This is a genomic window from Staphylococcus cornubiensis (genome assembly GCF_900183575.1).
In the GTDB taxonomy this organism is placed as follows: Bacteria; Bacillota; Bacilli; order Staphylococcales; family Staphylococcaceae; genus Staphylococcus; species Staphylococcus cornubiensis.
The window spans coordinates 1-17,722 of the sequence record NZ_FXUZ01000023.1 but is presented as its reverse complement, the minus strand read 5'-3'; the positions used below and the strand labels follow the sequence as shown (position 1 = coordinate 17,722).

The following is a 17,722-nucleotide window of genomic DNA, read 5'->3' as shown; positions in this document are numbered from 1 at the left end:
GGCTGATACCATTAGCCCAGCTTGCAGAGTTGGCTTACGCAAGATATTGAACCGCCGAGTACGGAACCGTACGCTCGGTGGTGTGAGAGGACGAATAGTCAATTAATGACTATTCTCCTACTCGATTGAAAAATGATGCAGTGAGGAGATTAAGTTATGAAAATATGTATATTCTCATTTACATTAAAGCTGTCAATATGAGTGGTAACGTGCTTTTTTCTAATTTAATCTATAATTTTTATACCGACATTCCACATAAGTTAATTTTTAAATCAAACTATCCAATAATTTAAACAACAAAAGTAATTATTGAGGTGTGAGAATTTAAAAGGTATATTAATTAGTCTGTTTTCAAAGTAATTTTAATTTTAAGCTAATTATTTTGTTTTCCTTGAGGGATATATTAAAATGAAGGCAGCTAATGAATAGGAGGGAAATACAGTGAACCAAAAGTATGAAAAATTATTTGAAACACTTGAATTACCCAACGGAACGACATTAAGAAACCGTTTCGTATTAGCACCTATGACACACACATTATCAAACGATGACGGGACTGCCACAGACGTTGAATTGGATTATATGGAATCTCGAGCAAAGGATGTCGGTTTAGCTATCACAGCAGCCACATACGTGAACGTTGAAGGTAAAGCATTTCCTGGCGAGCCATCAATTTCTAAAGAGGAAGATCTTGAAGGTTTAACAGAACTTGCAAGAAGAATGAAAAAAGGCGGCGCAAAAGCGATTGTACAAATCCATCATGGTGGTGCGAAAGGTTTACCTGAATGGGTACCAAATGGTGATGTCAAAGCGCCAAGTGTGGTTTCAACTGTAGGTTTTGGACACACAGAGCCACATGAATCACGCGAAATTACAGCTGAAGAAATCGATCAAATGATTAAAGACTTCGGCAAAGCAACATCACTCGCTATTAAAGCAGGCTTTGACGGCGTTGAAATTCATGGTGCCAACCACTACATTATCGAACAATTCCAATCACCATACTACAACCGACGTGATGACAAATGGAAAGATTTATTCTCATTACCAAATGCTGTTGCGGATGAAGTATTACGTGTCGCAAAAGAAGAAGGACCAAAAGGCTTTATTGTAGGTTACCGTTTCTCACCTGAAGAAGCAGAAGATCCAGGTATTACAATGGATAACACTGAACAATTAGTTAAACAATTAATTGAAAAACCACTTGATTATTTACATGTTTCATTAATGAATGTCCACTCAGTTGTACGCCGTGGTGAACATGAAGGTAAAAAACGTGTTGATTTAATTCTTGAATGGATGCAAGACCGTATGCCATTAATCGCAATCGGTTCAGTATTCTCAGCAGATGATGCGTTAAGTGCTATTGAAACAGGTTTACCTTTAATCGCAATTGGTCGTGGTTTATTATTTGATGAAAATCTGATTAGTAAAACACGAGAAGGCAGAGAAGATGAAATTATCTCTTACTTCGATCCTGAAAGAGAAGATCACCACAATATGCCATATTTATTATGGAAAGCATTTGCTGATAAATTCTATCCATATCCGGAAAAACCAAATGCATAATCTGAGTTAAATGATATGAAAAGGGCGAATAGCTTGCGCGTCATATATGTGCTTGCCATTCGCCTTTTTATATTGTTTAGTGTAAATCATATGAAAAGGCTTGGGGGTCAATTAAGTTTCCCAAGCCTTTCCTATAATAAATGAAAGTTTTAATTATGCAACGTAAGATGAAAGATATAACGGGATTAAAAAATGATACTTGTCTTTTTCTTCATTCATAAATTTACCCTCATTCCTTTTTAAAATGCAATTGCGAGCATTTAAAAAGGAATGAGGGCAATTTTGTAATCAATCATTTGAGACAATCAAAATTCTTCTAGCTCAGTCATATTATTGTACGAAGTTGTTATTGCTTATCATGATATGAAGCAGTGTCTGACATACCATTTGTTGAAGGGGTATAAGGACGCTGTTTCGGTGTATCAAGACGACTCTTACATTCATCGCACATAAAAGTTTTAATTGGATTATTCTTTAAACGTTTTGCTAATCGTGTCTTTTCGTCTAGCAAAACTTCTGTGTCACATATCATACAAGTGACTTTACGCATTTTAGAACACCTCTATATGTGTAACGTGCTCGAAAACATAATCATAACCATCTTCTAATGTATAAACGAAACTGTCTACACCATCATCTTGATATAGACGTTTGCCATCTTTTGCGAATTGGAAAAAAAGATAAGGCAAAAGGTCGAATGGCACATCGATATGCGCTTCATTATTAGACAGTCTAATTGTTGTTACGTTTTCAAAAGGCTCAGCGTTTTTGAAAAAAGGTGTCATATTAATCGCAAATGAACCTTTTAATACGGCACGTTTTTTATAATCAATTTCAGAATTTAAAGTAGGTGGATTCGTTTGACCTTCTAATATGGCACGATTCCATTCTCTGTTATCCTCAAATTCAATTGGCTTTTGGCCTTCAAAGATTCCCTTTTCTAGATCTTCAAGTGAGATTTTTCGATCGTCAAAAATCCAGGTCGTACTATCGAGTGTAATTGGAAATTTAACGTCACCTTTTATTTGAATCATTTGTATGCACTCCCTCAGTTTAGCTATGTTTATTTTAACATACTTGCCTTAGTGCGTATGCCAAATTTACTTGCTTTTTATGAGGTGATGAGATAAACTTTTTACATAAGAAGAAAATTAATAGGGGGACTATGTCATGAGCAAGCAACAACAAATGAGCAATGCTGCATATGACCAACTGAATAAAGACGCAGATCGTATTCTACAACTCATTAAAGTTCAAATAGATAATCTTACATTACCACAATGTCCTTTATACGAGGAAGTTTTAGATACACAGATGTATGGTTTACAAAAAGAGGTTGACTTCGCAGTGAATCTTGGACTTGTAAATGAAGAAGATGGCAAAAAGTTAATGTTACGTTTAGAGAAAGAGTTATCAAAATTACACGAAGCATTTACTCGCGTTTAATTGTTGCTATCTGACACACAATAGCACGTTTTTTCGACGTCTAAGTGCGAGAATTGGATGATTGACACATATGAATAATATGAAAAGACTATTTCGGTATATTTTGAGATCTTCTAAATATATCGATTTTCCATTATTAATCACATATCTTGCGCTCTGCTTTATTGGTTTGACCATGGTATATAGTGCAAGTATGGTCGCTGCAACACGAGGCACACTTACAGGAGGCATTCCTGTTGCGGGTACATATTTTTATACGAGACAACTCATATACGTGATTGTTGGATTTTTTATTGTGTTTTTTATGGCTTACATTATGGACGTAAGAATATTAAAGCAACGTAATGTCCAACTTGGTATGATGGGAATCATGCTTGGACTGCTTTTTGCAACACTCCTATTTGGTAGTGAAATCAATGGTTCAAGAAGTTGGTTAAAGTTAGGTTTTATGAACTTACAGGCTTCTGAACTTCTGAAAATTGCAATCATTTTATACGTACCATATATCATTGAAAGAAAGCGTTACGAAATTCAGCGACAACCGATTGTCATCTTGTGGCCGATTGCGTTTGTAGGATTTTGTCTAGGCCTCGTATTATTACAAAAAGACGTAGGTCAAACACTATTAACGGGCGGAATATTTTTTAGTATTATCGTTTACTCAGGTATCGGTGTCAAAAACTTGATTAAAATCGGTTCATACGCCATGTTAGCGCTCGTTGTCGTGATTTTAATTATTGTTATTTTCCGCATTAACATTTTACCATCTTATTTAACAGCAAGATTCAGTGCGTTGGAAAACCCGTTTAATTATGAGTCAGGTATTGGTTATCATCTATCGAACTCATTATTAGCGATTGGTAACGGTGGATTGTTCGGGCGTGGTTTAGGTAATAGTATTATGAAACTGGGGTACTTGCCTGAACCGCATACAGACTTTATTTTTGCGATCATTAGTGAAGAACTTGGTTTCGTTGGTGCGTTTGTTGTATTAGGGCTAATTTTCTTTATTGTTTATCGTGCTTTCGAACTGGCTTCACGCACACCTTCATACTTTTACAAATTGGTATGTGTCGGTATTGCAAGTTATATCGCGTTACAAACATTTGTCAATTTAGGTGGAATTTCAGGTTTGATTCCATTAACAGGTGTACCATTGCCATTTATCAGTTTTGGGGGTTCTTCGATGCTCAGTTTAAGTATCGCAATGGGTCTGTTGCTGATTATTGCGAAACAGATTAAATATGATGATGCAAAACAACGCTACATGAAAAAACAACAAGCTCAAATGAGACGTTATTAAGTTGAATATATCGGATTGTGCATCACAAATCATTGTGAAGCATCTAACAGGCTGGGAGATTAAGTTTCCCAGCCTGTTTCCTAAATTGTACCCCAATAAGTCACGTATCGATTAAATGAAAGACTTTATTGGACTGTCAATATTCTGAAATTTCTGATATAATATTGATTTTAGTTATTACATAGGCGATTAGGATAGGGGGAACATGCATGAGCACAATTGTGGAAAGATTTATGAAAGACAACAAAATACAAAGCATACCACGAAAAGAGAAAGATAAAATCGCATTGCTTGAACATCTATGTAAAGATTTTGAAAAAGGGAAACGCTACAGTGAGAGAGAAGTTAATTTGTTGTTAAAACAATATTATGATGATTTTGCGATTTTACGAAGATATTTAGTGGATTATGCATTTTTACATCGCGATTTGGAAGGGAAAATCTATCAATTACGTCACGATGAAAATGAAACAGACGAACAACGCCACGAATGAGACTAACAAGAAAGCGTAACAGCATTATGCTATAAACTTTGACATCATCAAAAAATAAAGATACAATATTAATCATTAGTTTAAATTATTATAAACGATAATATTTGATTATCACGTTACTAGATTTTGATTTCAAATTTAAAATGATTTTTACACGAGAATGTTTTAATCGTTTCTTATTTATTGCTATAATAGAGATTATATTTTTAGAATTTTCCCACTATTAAGGAGGTTCACATTCATGAAGCGTATACATAAATTATTAGTCGCTAACCGTGGCGAAATTGCCATTCGTATTTTTCGAGCCGCAACAGAATTAAAAATTAAAACTGTAGCTATTTATTCTAAAGAAGATATGGGATCGTTACATCGTTATAAAGCTGACGAATCCTATTTAGTAGGCGAAAACTTAGGGCCAGCAGAAAGTTATTTAAATATCGAACAAATTATTAAAGTAGCGAAAGAAGCAGGTGTTGATGCGATTCACCCGGGATATGGCTTTTTAAGTGAAAATATGCAATTTGCTAAGCGCTGTGCAGAAGAGGGCATTATTTTTATTGGTCCTCATGTTGAGCATTTAGACATGTTTGGAGATAAAGTGAAAGCACGTGAAACTGCAATTAAAGCGAATTTACCTGTCATTCCAGGTACAGATGGTCCGGTAGAGGACTTTGAAGCGGCACAAAGTTTTGCTGAGCAAGCTGGTTTTCCATTGATGATTAAAGCGACAAGTGGCGGTGGCGGTAAAGGGATGCGTATTGTGAGAGAAGCATCTGAACTACAAGAAGCATTTACCCGAGCTAAATCTGAAGCAGAAAAATCATTTGGAAATAGTGAAGTTTACATCGAGAAGTTTATCGATCAACCGAAACATATTGAAGTGCAAGTGATTGGTGATGAAGCCGGCAACATCATTCACCTTTACGAAAGAGACTGTTCTGTTCAACGCCGTCACCAGAAAGTCGTCGAAGTGGCGCCATCTGTAAGTTTACCGCATGATTTACGTGAACAAATTTGTGAAGCGGCTGTGGATTTAATGCGTCAAATTAAATATGTGAATGCGGGGACCGTCGAATTTTTAGTGTCTGGCAGTGAATTTTACTTTATTGAAGTGAACCCACGTGTCCAAGTAGAACACACGATTACTGAAATGATTACGGGTGTGGATATTGTTAAAACGCAAATTTTAATTGCTGATGGTGCGTTATTACATGACGAAGCAATTGCCATGCCACAGCAAAGTGATATCCATACTTTAGGTTATGCGATTCAATGTCGTATTACTACGGAAGATCCAACGCAAGATTTCATGCCGGACACAGGGCGTATCGTTGCTTATCGTTCGAGTGGTGGTTTCGGTGTCCGCCTAGATGCTGGGGACGCATTCCAAGGTGCAGAAATTTCACCATATTACGATTCGTTGCTCGTTAAAGTGTCGACACATGCAATTAGTTATAAAGAAGCAAGAGAAAAAATGGCACGCTCCCTTCAAGAGATGAGGATCCGTGGGGTGAAAACGAATATTCCGTTTTTACGTAATGTGATTCAACATGAAAAGTTTGCTTCTGGTGATTACACGACGAAATTTTTAGAAGAAGCGCCTGAGTTATTTACTATTAAAACATCACGTGATAGAGGAACAAAAACATTAGAATATATCGGTAATGTCACGATTAATGGTTTCCCAAGTGTTGAAAAAAGGCCAAAGCCGCATTTCGAGACACCGCATATTCCGACGACAGATACGAAGACGATTGCTTCATTGAATGGGACGAAGCAGTTACTCGATGCAGAAGGACCTCAAGCCGTGGCAGAGTGGGTCAAAGCACAAGAAGATGTGTTGCTTACTGACACGACATTCCGTGATGCACACCAATCATTGTTAGCGACACGTGTGAGAACACATGATTTACTTAAAATTGCACCGGCAACAGCGCATGTCATGAAAGATAATTTTTCACTTGAATTGTGGGGTGGTGCAACGTTTGATGTCGCATATAACTTCTTAAAAGAAAACCCATGGGAACGTCTCGAAAAGCTAAGAAAAGCCATTCCGAATGTCCTATTCCAAATGTTGTTACGTGCTTCAAATGCAGTCGGTTATCGCAACTATCCAGACAACGTCATTCAAAAATTTATTGCTGAAAGTGCGGATGCCGGAATCGATGTCTTTAGAATATTTGACTCATTGAACTGGTTAGAACAAATGAAAGTGGCCAACGAAGCGGTCCAAAAAGCAGGTAAAATTTCTGAAGGGACAATTTGTTATACAGGTGATATTTTAAATCCAGAACGCTCTAATATTTATACGTTAGAATATTATGTCAAACTTGCGAAAGCACTTGAGCGAGAAGGTTTCCATATGTTAGCCATTAAAGATATGGCCGGCTTACTGAAACCAAGAGCTGCGTATGAGTTGATTGGTGAATTGAAAGCAGCTGTGGATTTACCGATTCACTTGCATACGCATGATACAAGTGGTAACGGTATTCTCACTTATAAAGAAGCGATTGAAGCAGGTGTCGATGTGATCGATACAGCGGTTGCAGCGATGTCAGGTTTAACAAGTCAGCCAAGTAGTAATTCCCTTTATTATGCGATGAGTGGCTTTGAACGGAATATTCGTATGGATATCGAAGGTCATGAAACACTTTCACATTATTGGGATGCTGTTCGTCCATATTATAGTGATTTTGAAAGTGATATGAAGTCACCGCATACAGAGATTTATCAACATGAGATGCCTGGTGGACAATATTCAAACTTACGTCAGCAAGCGAAAAGTTTAGGCCTAGGTGAACGTTTCAGTGAAGTGAAAGACATGTACCGCCGTGTGAACTTCCTCTTTGGTGATATTGTGAAAGTGACACCATCATCAAAAGTTGTCGGAGATATGGCACTTTATATGGTGCAAAATGAATTGGATGAAACATCTGTCATTGAGCAAGGTCATAAATTAGACTTCCCTGAATCCGTTGTTTCATTCTTTAGAGGTGATATCGGACAACCAGTGAATGGATTTAATGAAACGTTGCAACGTGTGATTTTAAAAGGCCAACAACCTTTAACTGAGCGCCCAGGTGAATATTTAGAGCCTATCGATTTTGAAGCTTTACGAGAGGAATTGCAAGAAAAGCAACAAGATCCAGTGACTGAGCAAGACTTGATTAGCTATGCATTATATCCGAAAGTTTATGAACAATACATGCAAACGTATGAGACATTTGGCAATGTTTCGAAACTCGATACACCAACATTTTTCTTCGGTATGCGTAACAATGAAAAAATTCAAATTGAAATTGATAAAGGTAAAATTTTAATCGTTGAATTGAAAACAATAACGGAACCTGATGAAAATGGTGTGCGTACCGTGTTCTTTGATATGAATGGTCAAGCACGTCGTATTCAAGTGAAAGATGAAAATATCCAAACATCTCATTTAGCGAAAGTGAAGGCAGATAAAGGCAATCCAAGTCATATTGGTGCACAAATGCCGGGTACGATTATTGAAGTGAACGTCGCTGAAGGAGATCAAGTTGAAGCGGGACAATCACTCATTATTAGTGAAGCGATGAAAATGGAAACGACAGTACAAGCGCCGTTTAAAGGCACAATCAAGAAAATTCATGTGAGTGCCAATGACAGCGTCGAGACACAAGATTTATTGATTGAAATTGAAGCTGAAGCATAAAAGCGCATTTGGAAGTATGCCGTGATATTGTACTTGAGTAAGTACCACACAATAGCTTGAACCGTGGTATACTTCCAATGCATATTAAAAAATGAATCAAAAAGACATCAAACAACGATAATGCTGTTTGATGTCTTTTAATTTACCTATCCATTTTAGGCTTGTTGATCTCCACGATTCGTACGTAAGATTAACAAGATGAAATAACTAATCATTCCAAATAATAGCGTGATGAATAACGCATGAAGTAATGCAATGATTAAATTGACATTGGTAACGATAGAAAGTGCGCCTGTAACGACTTGTAGAATAATTAATATAAAGCTCACTGTATAGCCATAATGAATCGTTCTCATTGTTGGATAATGTTTAACTGCGTGGATATAAGTGAACATAATGACGAAAAATGCAATCATCGCCATGATTCGATGTGCAAGTTGAACCCAGTCATGCACATCATGAGGCACGATATCGTTAAATGGTAACGGCCATGCACCATAAGCAAGGCTAGAATCTGTATGTCTTACAAGAGCGCCCGTATAAATCGTTAAATATACAACAATTGTCATCATCCAAGTATACATTTGTAATGGTTTGCGGATGTGAACTTTATTCGCTTCATATTTTTTATCCATGTCAAAAATAATTAAAGTTAACACGAAAACAGATGAAAAGCTGATTAAAGAAATTCCAAAATGAAGCGCTAATACATAATCATTTTGTTGCCACATGACGGCAGCTGCACCAACTAAGGCTTGAACGAGTAGAAAACCAATACTAATAATACCTAGAGGCTTCACTTCTTTAATATGCCCAATGTTTTTCCAAGATGTAATCACAAGCCATGTCACAAAAATAACAGATAATCCAGATACAGCTCTGTGACTCAATTCAATAATTGTTTCTATCGGTAGGTTTTGTGGTAAAAATGCGCCATTACATAGGGGCCAGTCTGAACCACAACCATCTTCAGAACCTGTTTTTGTTACGAGTGCACCACCAAGCTGAACCCAAGTCATAATCAACGTCGTTACGACAGCAAGCCACTTTAGGTTTCGCTTTTTAAACAATCTCAAACACCTCATTATGTATCAAATTAAATAATATCTATTCATGAACATCACACACATTATAACAAAAACTGAACCAAAAAATGTGACTTTATCATGACGTTTTTTGAATGTCGTTAAAGTGTCACAAATTTTTCTTATTTTAACTAGTCATACAACGCGCTTTCATATATCATGAATGTATATGTTATTTTAAGGGGGGGAACTGATGTCCAAATCAGAAGTTGTATCACAAACTTCCGGTCGTATTACTTATAAAGAACTGAAACAAATTATTAAGTTAGGTCTTGTTCAAGGCAACTTAATTCCATCTTTTGCGGGCGCGTGGTTGGCTATAGTCATGACACATCATGCATTTTTAGCATCTATTCCACAAATTATTATCATGATATTAGGTTCTACATTAGTAATGGGCGGAGCGTGTGCATTGAACAATTACTACGACCAAGATATTGATCAATTGATGCCAAGTAAACAAAATCGACCCACTGTTAACAACCGTATTTCAGATCGTCAATTATTGTTATTAAGTTTTGGTATGATGGTTGTTGGTGAAATATTATTGTTCATGCTCAACATACAAGCAGGTGTTGTTGGATTAGTTGGCATCGTTGGTTATGTATCATTTTATTCCATTTGGTCAAAACGTCATACGACATGGAATACTGTGATAGGGAGTGTTCCTGGTGCGGTACCGCCGTTAATCGGTTGGGTTGCAATAGATGGTCACTTAAGTTTGATGGCTTGGGCATTGTTTTTAGTTGTGTTTTGTTGGCAACCGATTCATTTTTACGCATTAGCAATCAAACGTAAAGATGAATATTCAACGGCACACATTCCAATGTTACCATCTGTTAAAGGGTATGCTCGTACACGTGTAAGCATGTTTTTATGGCTTATTGCGTTATTACCACTTCCGTTTTTAATGCAAGATTTAGGTGTTGTGTTTGTCGTTTTAGCATCTTTATTAAATATCGGATGGATTGCATTAGGGCTTACAAGTTTTAAATCGTCAGCGAATGAAACAAAATGGGCAACAAAAATGTTTATTTACTCTTTAAACTATCTTGTTCTATTTTTTGCACTTGTTGTCGTGATATCTTTAATACAAATGATTTAGAAGATCTACGAGTGAGGAATGAATAAAATGAATGTACCTATTTTACCTACACTAAGTACAACTTGTATTGTAATTAGTGCGATATTAGTCGCTATTGGTTGGCGTCTCATCTGGAAACGTCAAATTGAGCGTCATAAAAAAACGATGCTTTGGGCTGCCATTTTCGCAGTTGTCTTTTTCGCAATCTATGCAAGTCGTACAATCTTTATTGGTAATACAGCATTTGGAGGACCAGATTCAGTTAAGATTTATTATACGATTTTCTTGGTTTTCCATATTACATTAGCAACAGTGGGGGCAGTACTCGGTTTAATTCAAATTTTTACAGGATTAAAAGATCGTTACAATGTACACCGTAAAGTTGGACCAGTCGCATCAGTGATTTGGTTTTTTACAGCGATTACGGGTGTAGCGGTTTATATTCTGCTTTATGTCCTTTATCCTGGTGGCGAAACAACTTCGCTCATTAAAGCGACGTTCGGTTTGTAATAAAATCTACACATATAAAAAGCAACAGATGAGAGAGATTCCCTTCATCTGTTGCTTTTTTAAGTTCAGAAAAATGATGGCGACACAATATTAAAATCATTTGTACTGATCATATGCAATGTATGTTACAGATCAATCGTTCTTCATAATATTCCATAAAAAAAGAGGCAAAACATGACGCGATGTTTTGCCTCAATCGTTTCAATTCACACGATTGCGAATCGAAATATATTCAAATGCTCCAGTAAAATGAAGCTTCAATGAACGATCTCAATTAGTTATTTTGCAATTCTTTTTGATGTTGTGCAGCTTGGCTTTCTCTTAATACATCATACATACTAGATAAGTTTTTGTGGTTGTTGTAAGCAACTACATCAAAATCATCTTTTGTAGATGTTGTAGAAGTTTGAGCTTTTTGAGCCTTTTGGTGCTCAGCAGCTTGGCTTTCTCTTAATACATCATACATGCTAGATAAGTTTTTGTGGTTGTTGTAAGCAACTACATCAAAATCGTCTTTTGTAGATGTTGTAGAAGTTTGAGCTTTTTGAGCCTTTTGGTGCTCAGCAGCTTGGCTTTCTCTTAATACATCATACATGCTAGATAAGTTTTTATGATGGTTGTAAGCTGTCGCATCAAAATCGTCTGATTGAGTTGCTGGAGCCTCCTCTGCAGCTTGCACGTTAGTACCTACTAACCCCGCTAGACCAAGTGAAACGGAAAGTGCTGAAACTTTGAATAATTTGTTCATCGTTCTAATACCTCCTTCAATTGATATAAAAAGTATACCACTAACGATATTTATTGTAAATGAAAAGGCTTTTAAAAATACAATAAAACTTAGTTTATAAATAAATAACACTTTATAAGTACTGTCATCAAGCGATTTTCAAGTAATTGATTAAATGTATGAAATTTAAATTAAGTGTTTAGACATTTAGAATGTTAAAGCGAATAGGATTTAAAATAGTCACTCTGTCCAATGTATCAAAAGGGTGCAATAGAAGGGGTTAAAAATGAAACCTTCACTGCGAACTTTGTAAATAGTAGAAAGTCAATGTCAACAATGATACGATAAAATGAAATCGGCGGATTGTGATGTTTTTAATTTTGACCATACACAAAGCGAACAAATGGTTTTATAATGAAAAATGAGTATTAAAGTCGGATAAGATTTGAAGATGTTTACGATCCATATTAATGGAAATAAAAGCAATGATAAATTAAGAGGGGGAACATATGCGAAGAAAATTGATTAAAGTGTTAGCAGTATTATTGTTAGTCGGCTTTTTAGTTTATCTATTTTATTCCCCTCAACTTGAATTTGATGTGTTGGAAAACCCTAATCGTGCGAACCACACGCAGCCAGAAAAACCGAAAAACGTGACACAGAATGAAGGGCAAAACCCGCAATTAAAAAGCGGTGTGGGTACGTATATCGGTAAATCATTGGATCAGGTAACATCACAATTCGGAACACCAGATCGTATTTATTCTTTTCGAAAGGATTACAAAAAATACGTTTATAAAGGTGAAAACCGTTATCTCATCTTTGCGGTTAAAAATGAAAAGGTGAAATCTGTCTACGTAACGGGGAAAGATACGGATAAACTGACAGGGCCTATTCAAATCAATGAACAAGCTTCTGATTTATTTGATAAATTTTCGATTAACACTGAACCGCAATTTAAAGTAAATGGACAAATGTATCATTACGAGTTATCTGATAAAGATGTTAAGACACAGGCATTAATACAATTTGACGATACATTTGCGCAAGTGTTTATCGATCAACAAAAGAATAAAGTACTCGGGTTGCGTTATTTGGATAAAGAAGCATTGGCAGATATGAATCCTTATGCACAAAATAATGAAAATGATGCGTCACAAGAAACTGAAGCGTCAGCAGAAGAAGAGGAACGTCCAGCAGATCAAAATGTCAATGAACGTATCACATTGTATGAATTAACGAATGAAATGCGCAAACTGAATGAACGTCAACCATTAAAAGTGAATGATACGCTTGAAGATGTGGCGACAGTCGATTTGTTTAATTATGGAAACCAAAAAAATACAGAGTTTACAGAAGAAAATCTCATTAATTTGGTGAAACAGACGTCGCTAAATTATAAATCTGTATCTCAAAATGTGGGGTATAACTTTAATGATGTACCGACGTTGGTGCACAGCTGGATTAATTCAGATGTTCACCGCTCACGGATGTTAAATACGAAATATGCTGAAATGGGCGGAGAAGTGCAACGTCAATATTACATGTTAATCTTTTTAGAGGAAGGGGAGAGTGCGTGATATGTATGATGAACCATTGATGCAAGTCCTTGACCAAACAGATGCTTTAGCCGATCAAATTCGTCAATCTGAATTGTTTGATGCCTATCAAAAAGCTAAACAAGCCTTAGTAGAGGATAGAGAAGCACAACGGTTATATAGTCAGTTTTTAAAAAGTAAAGTCCAATATGACGAAGTGCAACGATTTGGAAGATATCACCCTGATTACCAAGAAGTGATGTTGGCAACAAGACGGCTCAAACGAGAATATGAAATGCATGACACAGTGGTTGCATTTAAGAAAAGTGAAACAGCACTCCAACAATTATTAGATGAAATTGTCACGATTATTGCGACGAGTGTCTCAGAACATGTCAAAATTGATGCGGGGACGCCGTTATTTGAAGCATTAACGACAGGTGGGGGATGTGCTACTGGTGCGACATGTCAATGCCGGGTTTAATAGAGGCATTTCAATATAAATAAAGAAGGAATGGGACATGATAATTTTTGATGCAATTGATGCAGTATTTTGTTTGATTTGCCCTCATGACTTTCTTTTCATAGGGGATGAACCTCTAACTAAATTCGATTTGATTAAAGTTCACACGTGATGGGAGCCGAATTGGATTAACCGAAGCAAGGATTTTTATGTCGAATTCATCCTCATTTTACAACTGTTTTATAATTATAAATGAATAGTAGCGCCATCAATAGTAGGGGCCGGGACAATGAGTTTCCCAGCCCCTCTCCTACGATTAAGATTGTTGTTTGCGATAAGCAGCGAGAAATTGACGGCCAATAGAAGGGCGATCCGTGACAATAGTATGTACGCCTAAATCAACAAGGTGACGCATTAAATCGACACTATTGACACCATAATAGCCTGGCATCCTATTTGAACTGTTCAGCCATTGAATCAGCTTAGGTTGAACAAGTGGAAGCCCGTGGAAATGTGTTGGCATTTGAAAGGTTTGTGCTTGACCATGATAAAAATGTTTCAAACCAGTATACAGTTTTAAAATCCCTTCAGTGACTTCAGCTTGACTCGCTCCAATAGCAATCGTACCTTGACTGATAGAATGGAAACGTTCAATTTGTTCTCGATAAAAACTAGTTACAAGTACACGTGACTCGGCTTGATGTTGTACAATGACATCATATAATCGTTGTGCAGCAATTTGACCTTCGTAACTTTCTGGATGGTCTTTGATATCGATATTGACGCGTTGTTCAGGATAGCGTGTCAAGAGCTCGCTCATTGTTAAAATTTTGGCATCTGGATGATTTTGGTAAGGTCGTTCGCCGTTAATATCTTTAAAATGATAGCCAGCGTCTAAAGCTTTCAAAGCGTCTAGTGTATGTTCACTTACTCGGCCAGAGCCATTCGTTGTACGGTCCACTTCAGCATCGTGAAAAACGATCACTTGCTCATCCTTAGAAATGCGAATATCTGTTTCGAAACCTGTCAATTGCATCTGAACAGAATAATCAAATGCTAGCGCAGTAGACTCAGGGCGTTCACCCATTCCTCCGCGATGACTCAATATGTACGGCGCTTGTCCACTAAAAAAAGGTGGAATCGGACGCGGTGATGGTGCTTTTGCCGTTTTTTGAAGTAATAGGGCGCCAGTAACAACAGAAGCTGCACCCCATAACGTACGTTTTAGTATTTGTGACTTACGGGTCATAATGAAATACCTCCCATTTAAAAAACGTCATACTCATACTTTCCGAAGATAGATACACATGGTACGATAATATTGTAAAATTCGAGGTGAAAAAATGGATATCATACAACGTGAAAATATAATAATTTATCTTAAAAACATGAAGCATGAACGTCATATTCGTAAATATGGCCATATTGTTTACGCCAATCCACAACAAAAATATGTATCAATGTATGTGAATCAACGAGATATTGATGATGTGGTGACACGTTTGATGAAATTGAAATATGTCACACGCGTTGTCGGGTCACCTTATAAAGATTTGAAGCAAGAATATTCAAAAGAAGCACATGAATAAGGTTACTCCAATGCAGGAATCCAATGTTGCAGTCGTAACACACTTTTTAAATAGTTAAAGTAAAGGTCAAGCTCAGGATAATCATCTGGCGCATGGACATCAACACCGACCATTTCGATATGGTAAGGTGCTGCAAATGATTGGATGAGCTCATATTTGCGATTGCTTTCTGGATAAGGGTAACGTAAAGCATCCAACATGGTATACATGGCTTGGAATTTGCGCCCTTCAGTCGGTTGCATAATGATAGCGACTGAAGTCAGTTGACGCGTTGACTTCGGCGTATGGAAAAAGACGATGCGGTCTATACGTTCATGGTTATATTCAATGAGTGTTTTGAATTCGTATAAATCCGTCAATCCATGTCCTAAAACGATAAAAGATTGTTGCATTTGGATTCCTCCTCTTAAAACAAAGTATATTAAAAATGAAATCGGATTGGAAGTGTAAAAACATGCGTGTCATCGCAGGAAAACATAAAAGTAAATCACTCGAAACATTGGAAGGGCGTAACACGAGACCGACGATGGATAAAGTAAAAGAAGGTATTTTTAATAGTTTACATACGGTTGAAGGACTAGGACTCGATTTGTTCGCTGGGAGTGGTGGGTTGGGCATTGAAGCGCTCTCTCGCGGGATGGACAAAGTGATTTTTGTCGATCAAAACATTCGTGCTGTTAAAGTGATTCAACAAAATTTGAAAAAGTTGGATTTAACGCATCAAGCTGAAGTGTATAAAAATAATGCAGATCGAGCGTTGAAAGCGTTGAATAAACGAGAAATTCAATTTGATTTGATTTTTCTTGATCCTCCATACGAAAAAGGGCTCATTGACGAAGCGCTAAAAAGTATTCATCAATTTGATTTATTAAAACAAAATGGTATCATCGTGTGTGAGTTTAGCCATCGTGAATCCATTGATACTTCACTCTTTGAAGAAGTCAAACGTTATCACTATGGTTTAACGGATACTTGTGTTTTGAAAAAAGGAGAAAGCCATGGTTAATACGAAAGCTGTTATACCCGGAAGTTTTGACCCTATTACAAAAGGACATATCGATATCGTTGAAAGAAGTGCGGATCGTTTTGATGAATTGCACGTCTGTGTATTACGAAACAGTAGTAAAAAAGGGACATTTACGGTAGATGAACGTCTTGAATTAATCGAAAAATCTGTTGCGCATTTACCAAACGTGTATGTGCATTCATTTAGTGGGTTATTAGTAGATTTTTGTGATGAAATTGGTGCGACAACCATTATTCGTGGTTTACGAGCGGTCAGTGACTTTGAATATGAATTGAGAATTACTTCTATGAACAAAAAGCTCAATGACAAAGTGGAAACATTATATATGATGAGTTCAACAGATTATTCATTTATTAGTTCAAGTATGGTCAAAGAAGTCGCACAATATGATGCCGATATTTCAGAATTTGTGCCAAAACATGTAGAAGAAGCATTATTGGAAAAGTTCAAACGTGAAAAATAAATAGCGCTCACGTTTGAAAATACATATGAAGATGATGAAAATGGCGTATTATCTAGAGAAAATATGAATAAAAAGATGGGACATAATAAATTTTGATTGCCTCAATTGTTTTATTTTAATCAAATTGCCTTCATTAATAACAATGAATATAAGTCCATCAATTGACATGTAGGATGGGACATAAATATTTTTGATGGTATTGATGCAATATTTTGTTTAACTTGCCCTTCCGCTATGAATTGTATTTTTGATTGCCCTCATGGCTTCGCGTTCTTAGGGGCTGGCCCTTCAACTAACTAACGCTTGATTAAACTGTTACATTTGTTGAAGCGTTAGTGGATTTTGGGAGCAGTACAGAAATCTCATGTGCAACAAAGATTTCGTAGTACTGCCCCCGCAAGGCTGACTAGACTTCTCAAAAACATGCGTATTGAGAAGTCAGACAGCTACTGCGATAAACAGCAGCCACTATTAGAGCATAGAAGTGACTGTTAGCAATATTCAGTAATTCCCTCAAGAGTCTCAGCCTTCTGGCAATCATACTCCAAATACTGGAACAGAGGGCAAGTTGATGATATGAAGGCAATCCATATCATAAACTTTTCAGTGCGCCCGGCATGGGTAACATCTTGACGGTGAAAGTCCGTTACAGGCTTGGTAGTAGGAACTGTTAGCGAAAGACAAGGGTGTCCATTGCGAAGTGGAATCTGAAGGAAGTCGGACGCAAACACTC

Annotated in this window: 19 protein-coding genes; 12 read left to right on the top strand and 7 right to left on the bottom strand. The window is 36.8% G+C overall.

The genetic code is table 11. The features are described from left to right. Positions 1–441: 441 nt before the first annotated feature. Positions 442–1,569: an NADH-dependent flavin oxidoreductase gene (locus CCE82_RS12095; RefSeq protein ID WP_086429613.1), complete on the top strand. Its 1,128-nt coding sequence runs from the start codon at positions 442–444 to the stop codon at positions 1,567–1,569. A gap of 346 nt (positions 1,570–1,915) precedes the next feature. Here the strand turns inward: CCE82_RS12095 and CCE82_RS12090 are convergent, their stop codons facing one another. Next, complete coding sequence (locus tag CCE82_RS12090; protein WP_086429612.1) at positions 1,916–2,119, bottom strand: DUF2197 domain-containing protein; 204 nt, start codon at positions 2,117–2,119, stop codon at positions 1,916–1,918. 1 nt (position 2,120) lies between these two features. Further along, entirely contained in the window at positions 2,121–2,603 is a 483-nt protein-coding gene (locus tag CCE82_RS12085) for a hypothetical protein (RefSeq protein WP_086429611.1), read from the bottom strand. Positions 2,604–2,739: 136 nt separating this feature from the next. Between CCE82_RS12085 and CCE82_RS12080 the strand changes: the two genes are divergently transcribed. From CCE82_RS12080 to CCE82_RS12065, 4 genes are all read left to right on the top strand, one after another. Continuing rightward, positions 2,740–3,015, top strand: coding sequence for an Fpa/YlaN family protein (locus tag CCE82_RS12080; protein WP_086429610.1), 276 nt, complete (start codon positions 2,740–2,742; stop codon positions 3,013–3,015). A 70-nt stretch (positions 3,016–3,085) separates the two neighbouring features. Further along, positions 3,086–4,318, top strand: coding sequence for a cell division peptidoglycan polymerase FtsW (ftsW, locus tag CCE82_RS12075; protein WP_086429609.1), 1,233 nt, complete (start codon positions 3,086–3,088; stop codon positions 4,316–4,318). 209 nt (positions 4,319–4,527) lie between these two features. Continuing rightward, positions 4,528–4,812: a DUF2087 domain-containing protein gene (locus CCE82_RS12070; RefSeq protein ID WP_086429608.1), complete on the top strand. Its 285-nt coding sequence runs from the start codon at positions 4,528–4,530 to the stop codon at positions 4,810–4,812. A gap of 241 nt (positions 4,813–5,053) precedes the next feature. Beyond that, the gene (locus CCE82_RS12065) at positions 5,054–8,503 is read left to right on the top strand and encodes a pyruvate carboxylase (RefSeq protein ID WP_086429607.1); all 3,450 of its coding nucleotides are present in this window, start codon (positions 5,054–5,056) and stop codon (positions 8,501–8,503) included. 155 nt (positions 8,504–8,658) lie between these two features. On the opposite strand, the gene CCE82_RS12060 is transcribed toward CCE82_RS12065, so the two are convergent. After that, positions 8,659–9,573 (bottom strand): COX15/CtaA family protein, encoded by a 915-nt coding sequence (locus CCE82_RS12060; RefSeq protein WP_086429606.1) that lies wholly within the window; start codon positions 9,571–9,573, stop codon positions 8,659–8,661. 208 nt (positions 9,574–9,781) lie between these two features. Between CCE82_RS12060 and cyoE the strand changes: the two genes are divergently transcribed. Further along, positions 9,782–10,693: a heme o synthase gene (cyoE, locus tag CCE82_RS12055; protein ID WP_086429605.1), complete on the top strand. Its 912-nt coding sequence runs from the start codon at positions 9,782–9,784 to the stop codon at positions 10,691–10,693. Positions 10,694–10,720: 27 nt separating this feature from the next. After that, positions 10,721–11,182 carry a DUF420 domain-containing protein gene (locus tag CCE82_RS12050; RefSeq protein WP_086429604.1) on the top strand — a complete coding sequence of 154 codons (462 nt, stop codon included), beginning with the start codon at positions 10,721–10,723 and terminating at the stop codon, positions 11,180–11,182. A gap of 274 nt (positions 11,183–11,456) precedes the next feature. Here the strand turns inward: CCE82_RS12050 and CCE82_RS12045 are convergent, their stop codons facing one another. Further along, positions 11,457–11,930, bottom strand: a complete 474-nt coding sequence (locus CCE82_RS12045; RefSeq protein ID WP_086429603.1) for a hypothetical protein — start codon at positions 11,928–11,930, stop codon at positions 11,457–11,459. 488 nt (positions 11,931–12,418) lie between these two features. Between CCE82_RS12045 and CCE82_RS12040 the strand changes: the two genes are divergently transcribed. Both CCE82_RS12040 and CCE82_RS12035 read left to right on the top strand, forming a co-directional pair. After that, a complete protein-coding gene (locus tag CCE82_RS12040; RefSeq protein WP_086429602.1) occupies positions 12,419–13,489 on the top strand; it encodes a CAP-associated domain-containing protein in 1,071 nt (356 codons plus the stop codon). 1 nt (position 13,490) lies between these two features. Beyond that, positions 13,491–13,931, top strand: a complete 441-nt coding sequence (locus tag CCE82_RS12035; protein WP_086429601.1) for a YlbF/YmcA family competence regulator — start codon at positions 13,491–13,493, stop codon at positions 13,929–13,931. A gap of 295 nt (positions 13,932–14,226) precedes the next feature. Here the strand turns inward: CCE82_RS12035 and CCE82_RS12030 are convergent, their stop codons facing one another. Further along, complete coding sequence (locus CCE82_RS12030) at positions 14,227–15,159, bottom strand: glycerophosphodiester phosphodiesterase family protein (RefSeq protein WP_086429600.1); 933 nt, start codon at positions 15,157–15,159, stop codon at positions 14,227–14,229. A 94-nt stretch (positions 15,160–15,253) separates the two neighbouring features. Between CCE82_RS12030 and CCE82_RS12025 the strand changes: the two genes are divergently transcribed. After that, positions 15,254–15,499 carry a YlbG family protein gene (locus tag CCE82_RS12025; protein WP_086429599.1) on the top strand — a complete coding sequence of 82 codons (246 nt, stop codon included), beginning with the start codon at positions 15,254–15,256 and terminating at the stop codon, positions 15,497–15,499. 2 nt (positions 15,500–15,501) lie between these two features. Here the strand turns inward: CCE82_RS12025 and CCE82_RS12020 are convergent, their stop codons facing one another. After that, positions 15,502–15,891: a DUF7147 family protein gene (locus CCE82_RS12020; protein ID WP_086429598.1), complete on the bottom strand. Its 390-nt coding sequence runs from the start codon at positions 15,889–15,891 to the stop codon at positions 15,502–15,504. Positions 15,892–15,953: 62 nt separating this feature from the next. Between CCE82_RS12020 and rsmD the strand changes: the two genes are divergently transcribed. Together rsmD and coaD are read left to right on the top strand one after the other, a co-directional pair. Then, on the top strand, positions 15,954–16,505 hold the full coding sequence (gene rsmD / locus CCE82_RS12015) for a 16S rRNA (guanine(966)-N(2))-methyltransferase RsmD (RefSeq protein WP_086429597.1): 552 nt from the start codon (positions 15,954–15,956) through the stop codon (positions 16,503–16,505). Next, complete coding sequence (gene coaD / locus CCE82_RS12010; protein ID WP_086429596.1) at positions 16,498–16,989, top strand: pantetheine-phosphate adenylyltransferase; 492 nt, start codon at positions 16,498–16,500, stop codon at positions 16,987–16,989. Before rsmD ends, coaD begins: the two co-directional genes overlap by 8 nt. Before the next feature lie 491 nt (positions 16,990–17,480). Here the strand turns inward: coaD and CCE82_RS13195 are convergent. After that, on the bottom strand, positions 17,481–17,722 hold a 242-nt coding region (locus CCE82_RS13195), incomplete at its 5' end, for a hypothetical protein (protein ID WP_206184393.1).

What these genes read in the sequence shown, in the direction of transcription:
- CCE82_RS12035 (WP_086429601.1), top strand. Translation starts at nt 13,491, where the DNA reads ATGTATGATGAACCATTGATGCAAGTCCTTGACCAAACAGATGCTTTA.
- coaD (WP_086429596.1), top strand. Translation starts at nt 16,498, where the DNA reads ATGGTTAATACGAAAGCTGTTATACCCGGAAGTTTTGACCCTATTACA.
- CCE82_RS12080 (WP_086429610.1), top strand. Translation starts at nt 2,740, where the DNA reads ATGAGCAAGCAACAACAAATGAGCAATGCTGCATATGACCAACTGAAT.
- cyoE (WP_086429605.1), top strand. Translation starts at nt 9,782, where the DNA reads ATGTCCAAATCAGAAGTTGTATCACAAACTTCCGGTCGTATTACTTAT.
- CCE82_RS12070 (WP_086429608.1), top strand. Translation starts at nt 4,528, where the DNA reads ATGAGCACAATTGTGGAAAGATTTATGAAAGACAACAAAATACAAAGC.
- CCE82_RS12050 (WP_086429604.1), top strand. Translation starts at nt 10,721, where the DNA reads ATGAATGTACCTATTTTACCTACACTAAGTACAACTTGTATTGTAATT.
- ftsW (WP_086429609.1), top strand. Translation starts at nt 3,086, where the DNA reads ATGAATAATATGAAAAGACTATTTCGGTATATTTTGAGATCTTCTAAA.
- rsmD (WP_086429597.1), top strand. Translation starts at nt 15,954, where the DNA reads ATGCGTGTCATCGCAGGAAAACATAAAAGTAAATCACTCGAAACATTG.
- CCE82_RS12020 (WP_086429598.1), bottom strand. Translation starts at nt 15,891, where the DNA reads ATGCAACAATCTTTTATCGTTTTAGGACATGGATTGACGGATTTATAC.
- CCE82_RS12025 (WP_086429599.1), top strand. Translation starts at nt 15,254, where the DNA reads ATGGATATCATACAACGTGAAAATATAATAATTTATCTTAAAAACATG.
- CCE82_RS12030 (WP_086429600.1), bottom strand. Translation starts at nt 15,159, where the DNA reads ATGACCCGTAAGTCACAAATACTAAAACGTACGTTATGGGGTGCAGCT.
- CCE82_RS12090 (WP_086429612.1), bottom strand. Translation starts at nt 2,119, where the DNA reads ATGCGTAAAGTCACTTGTATGATATGTGACACAGAAGTTTTGCTAGAC.
- CCE82_RS12085 (WP_086429611.1), bottom strand. Translation starts at nt 2,603, where the DNA reads ATGATTCAAATAAAAGGTGACGTTAAATTTCCAATTACACTCGATAGT.
- CCE82_RS12045 (WP_086429603.1), bottom strand. Translation starts at nt 11,930, where the DNA reads ATGAACAAATTATTCAAAGTTTCAGCACTTTCCGTTTCACTTGGTCTA.
- CCE82_RS12040 (WP_086429602.1), top strand. Translation starts at nt 12,419, where the DNA reads ATGCGAAGAAAATTGATTAAAGTGTTAGCAGTATTATTGTTAGTCGGC.
- CCE82_RS12065 (WP_086429607.1), top strand. Translation starts at nt 5,054, where the DNA reads ATGAAGCGTATACATAAATTATTAGTCGCTAACCGTGGCGAAATTGCC.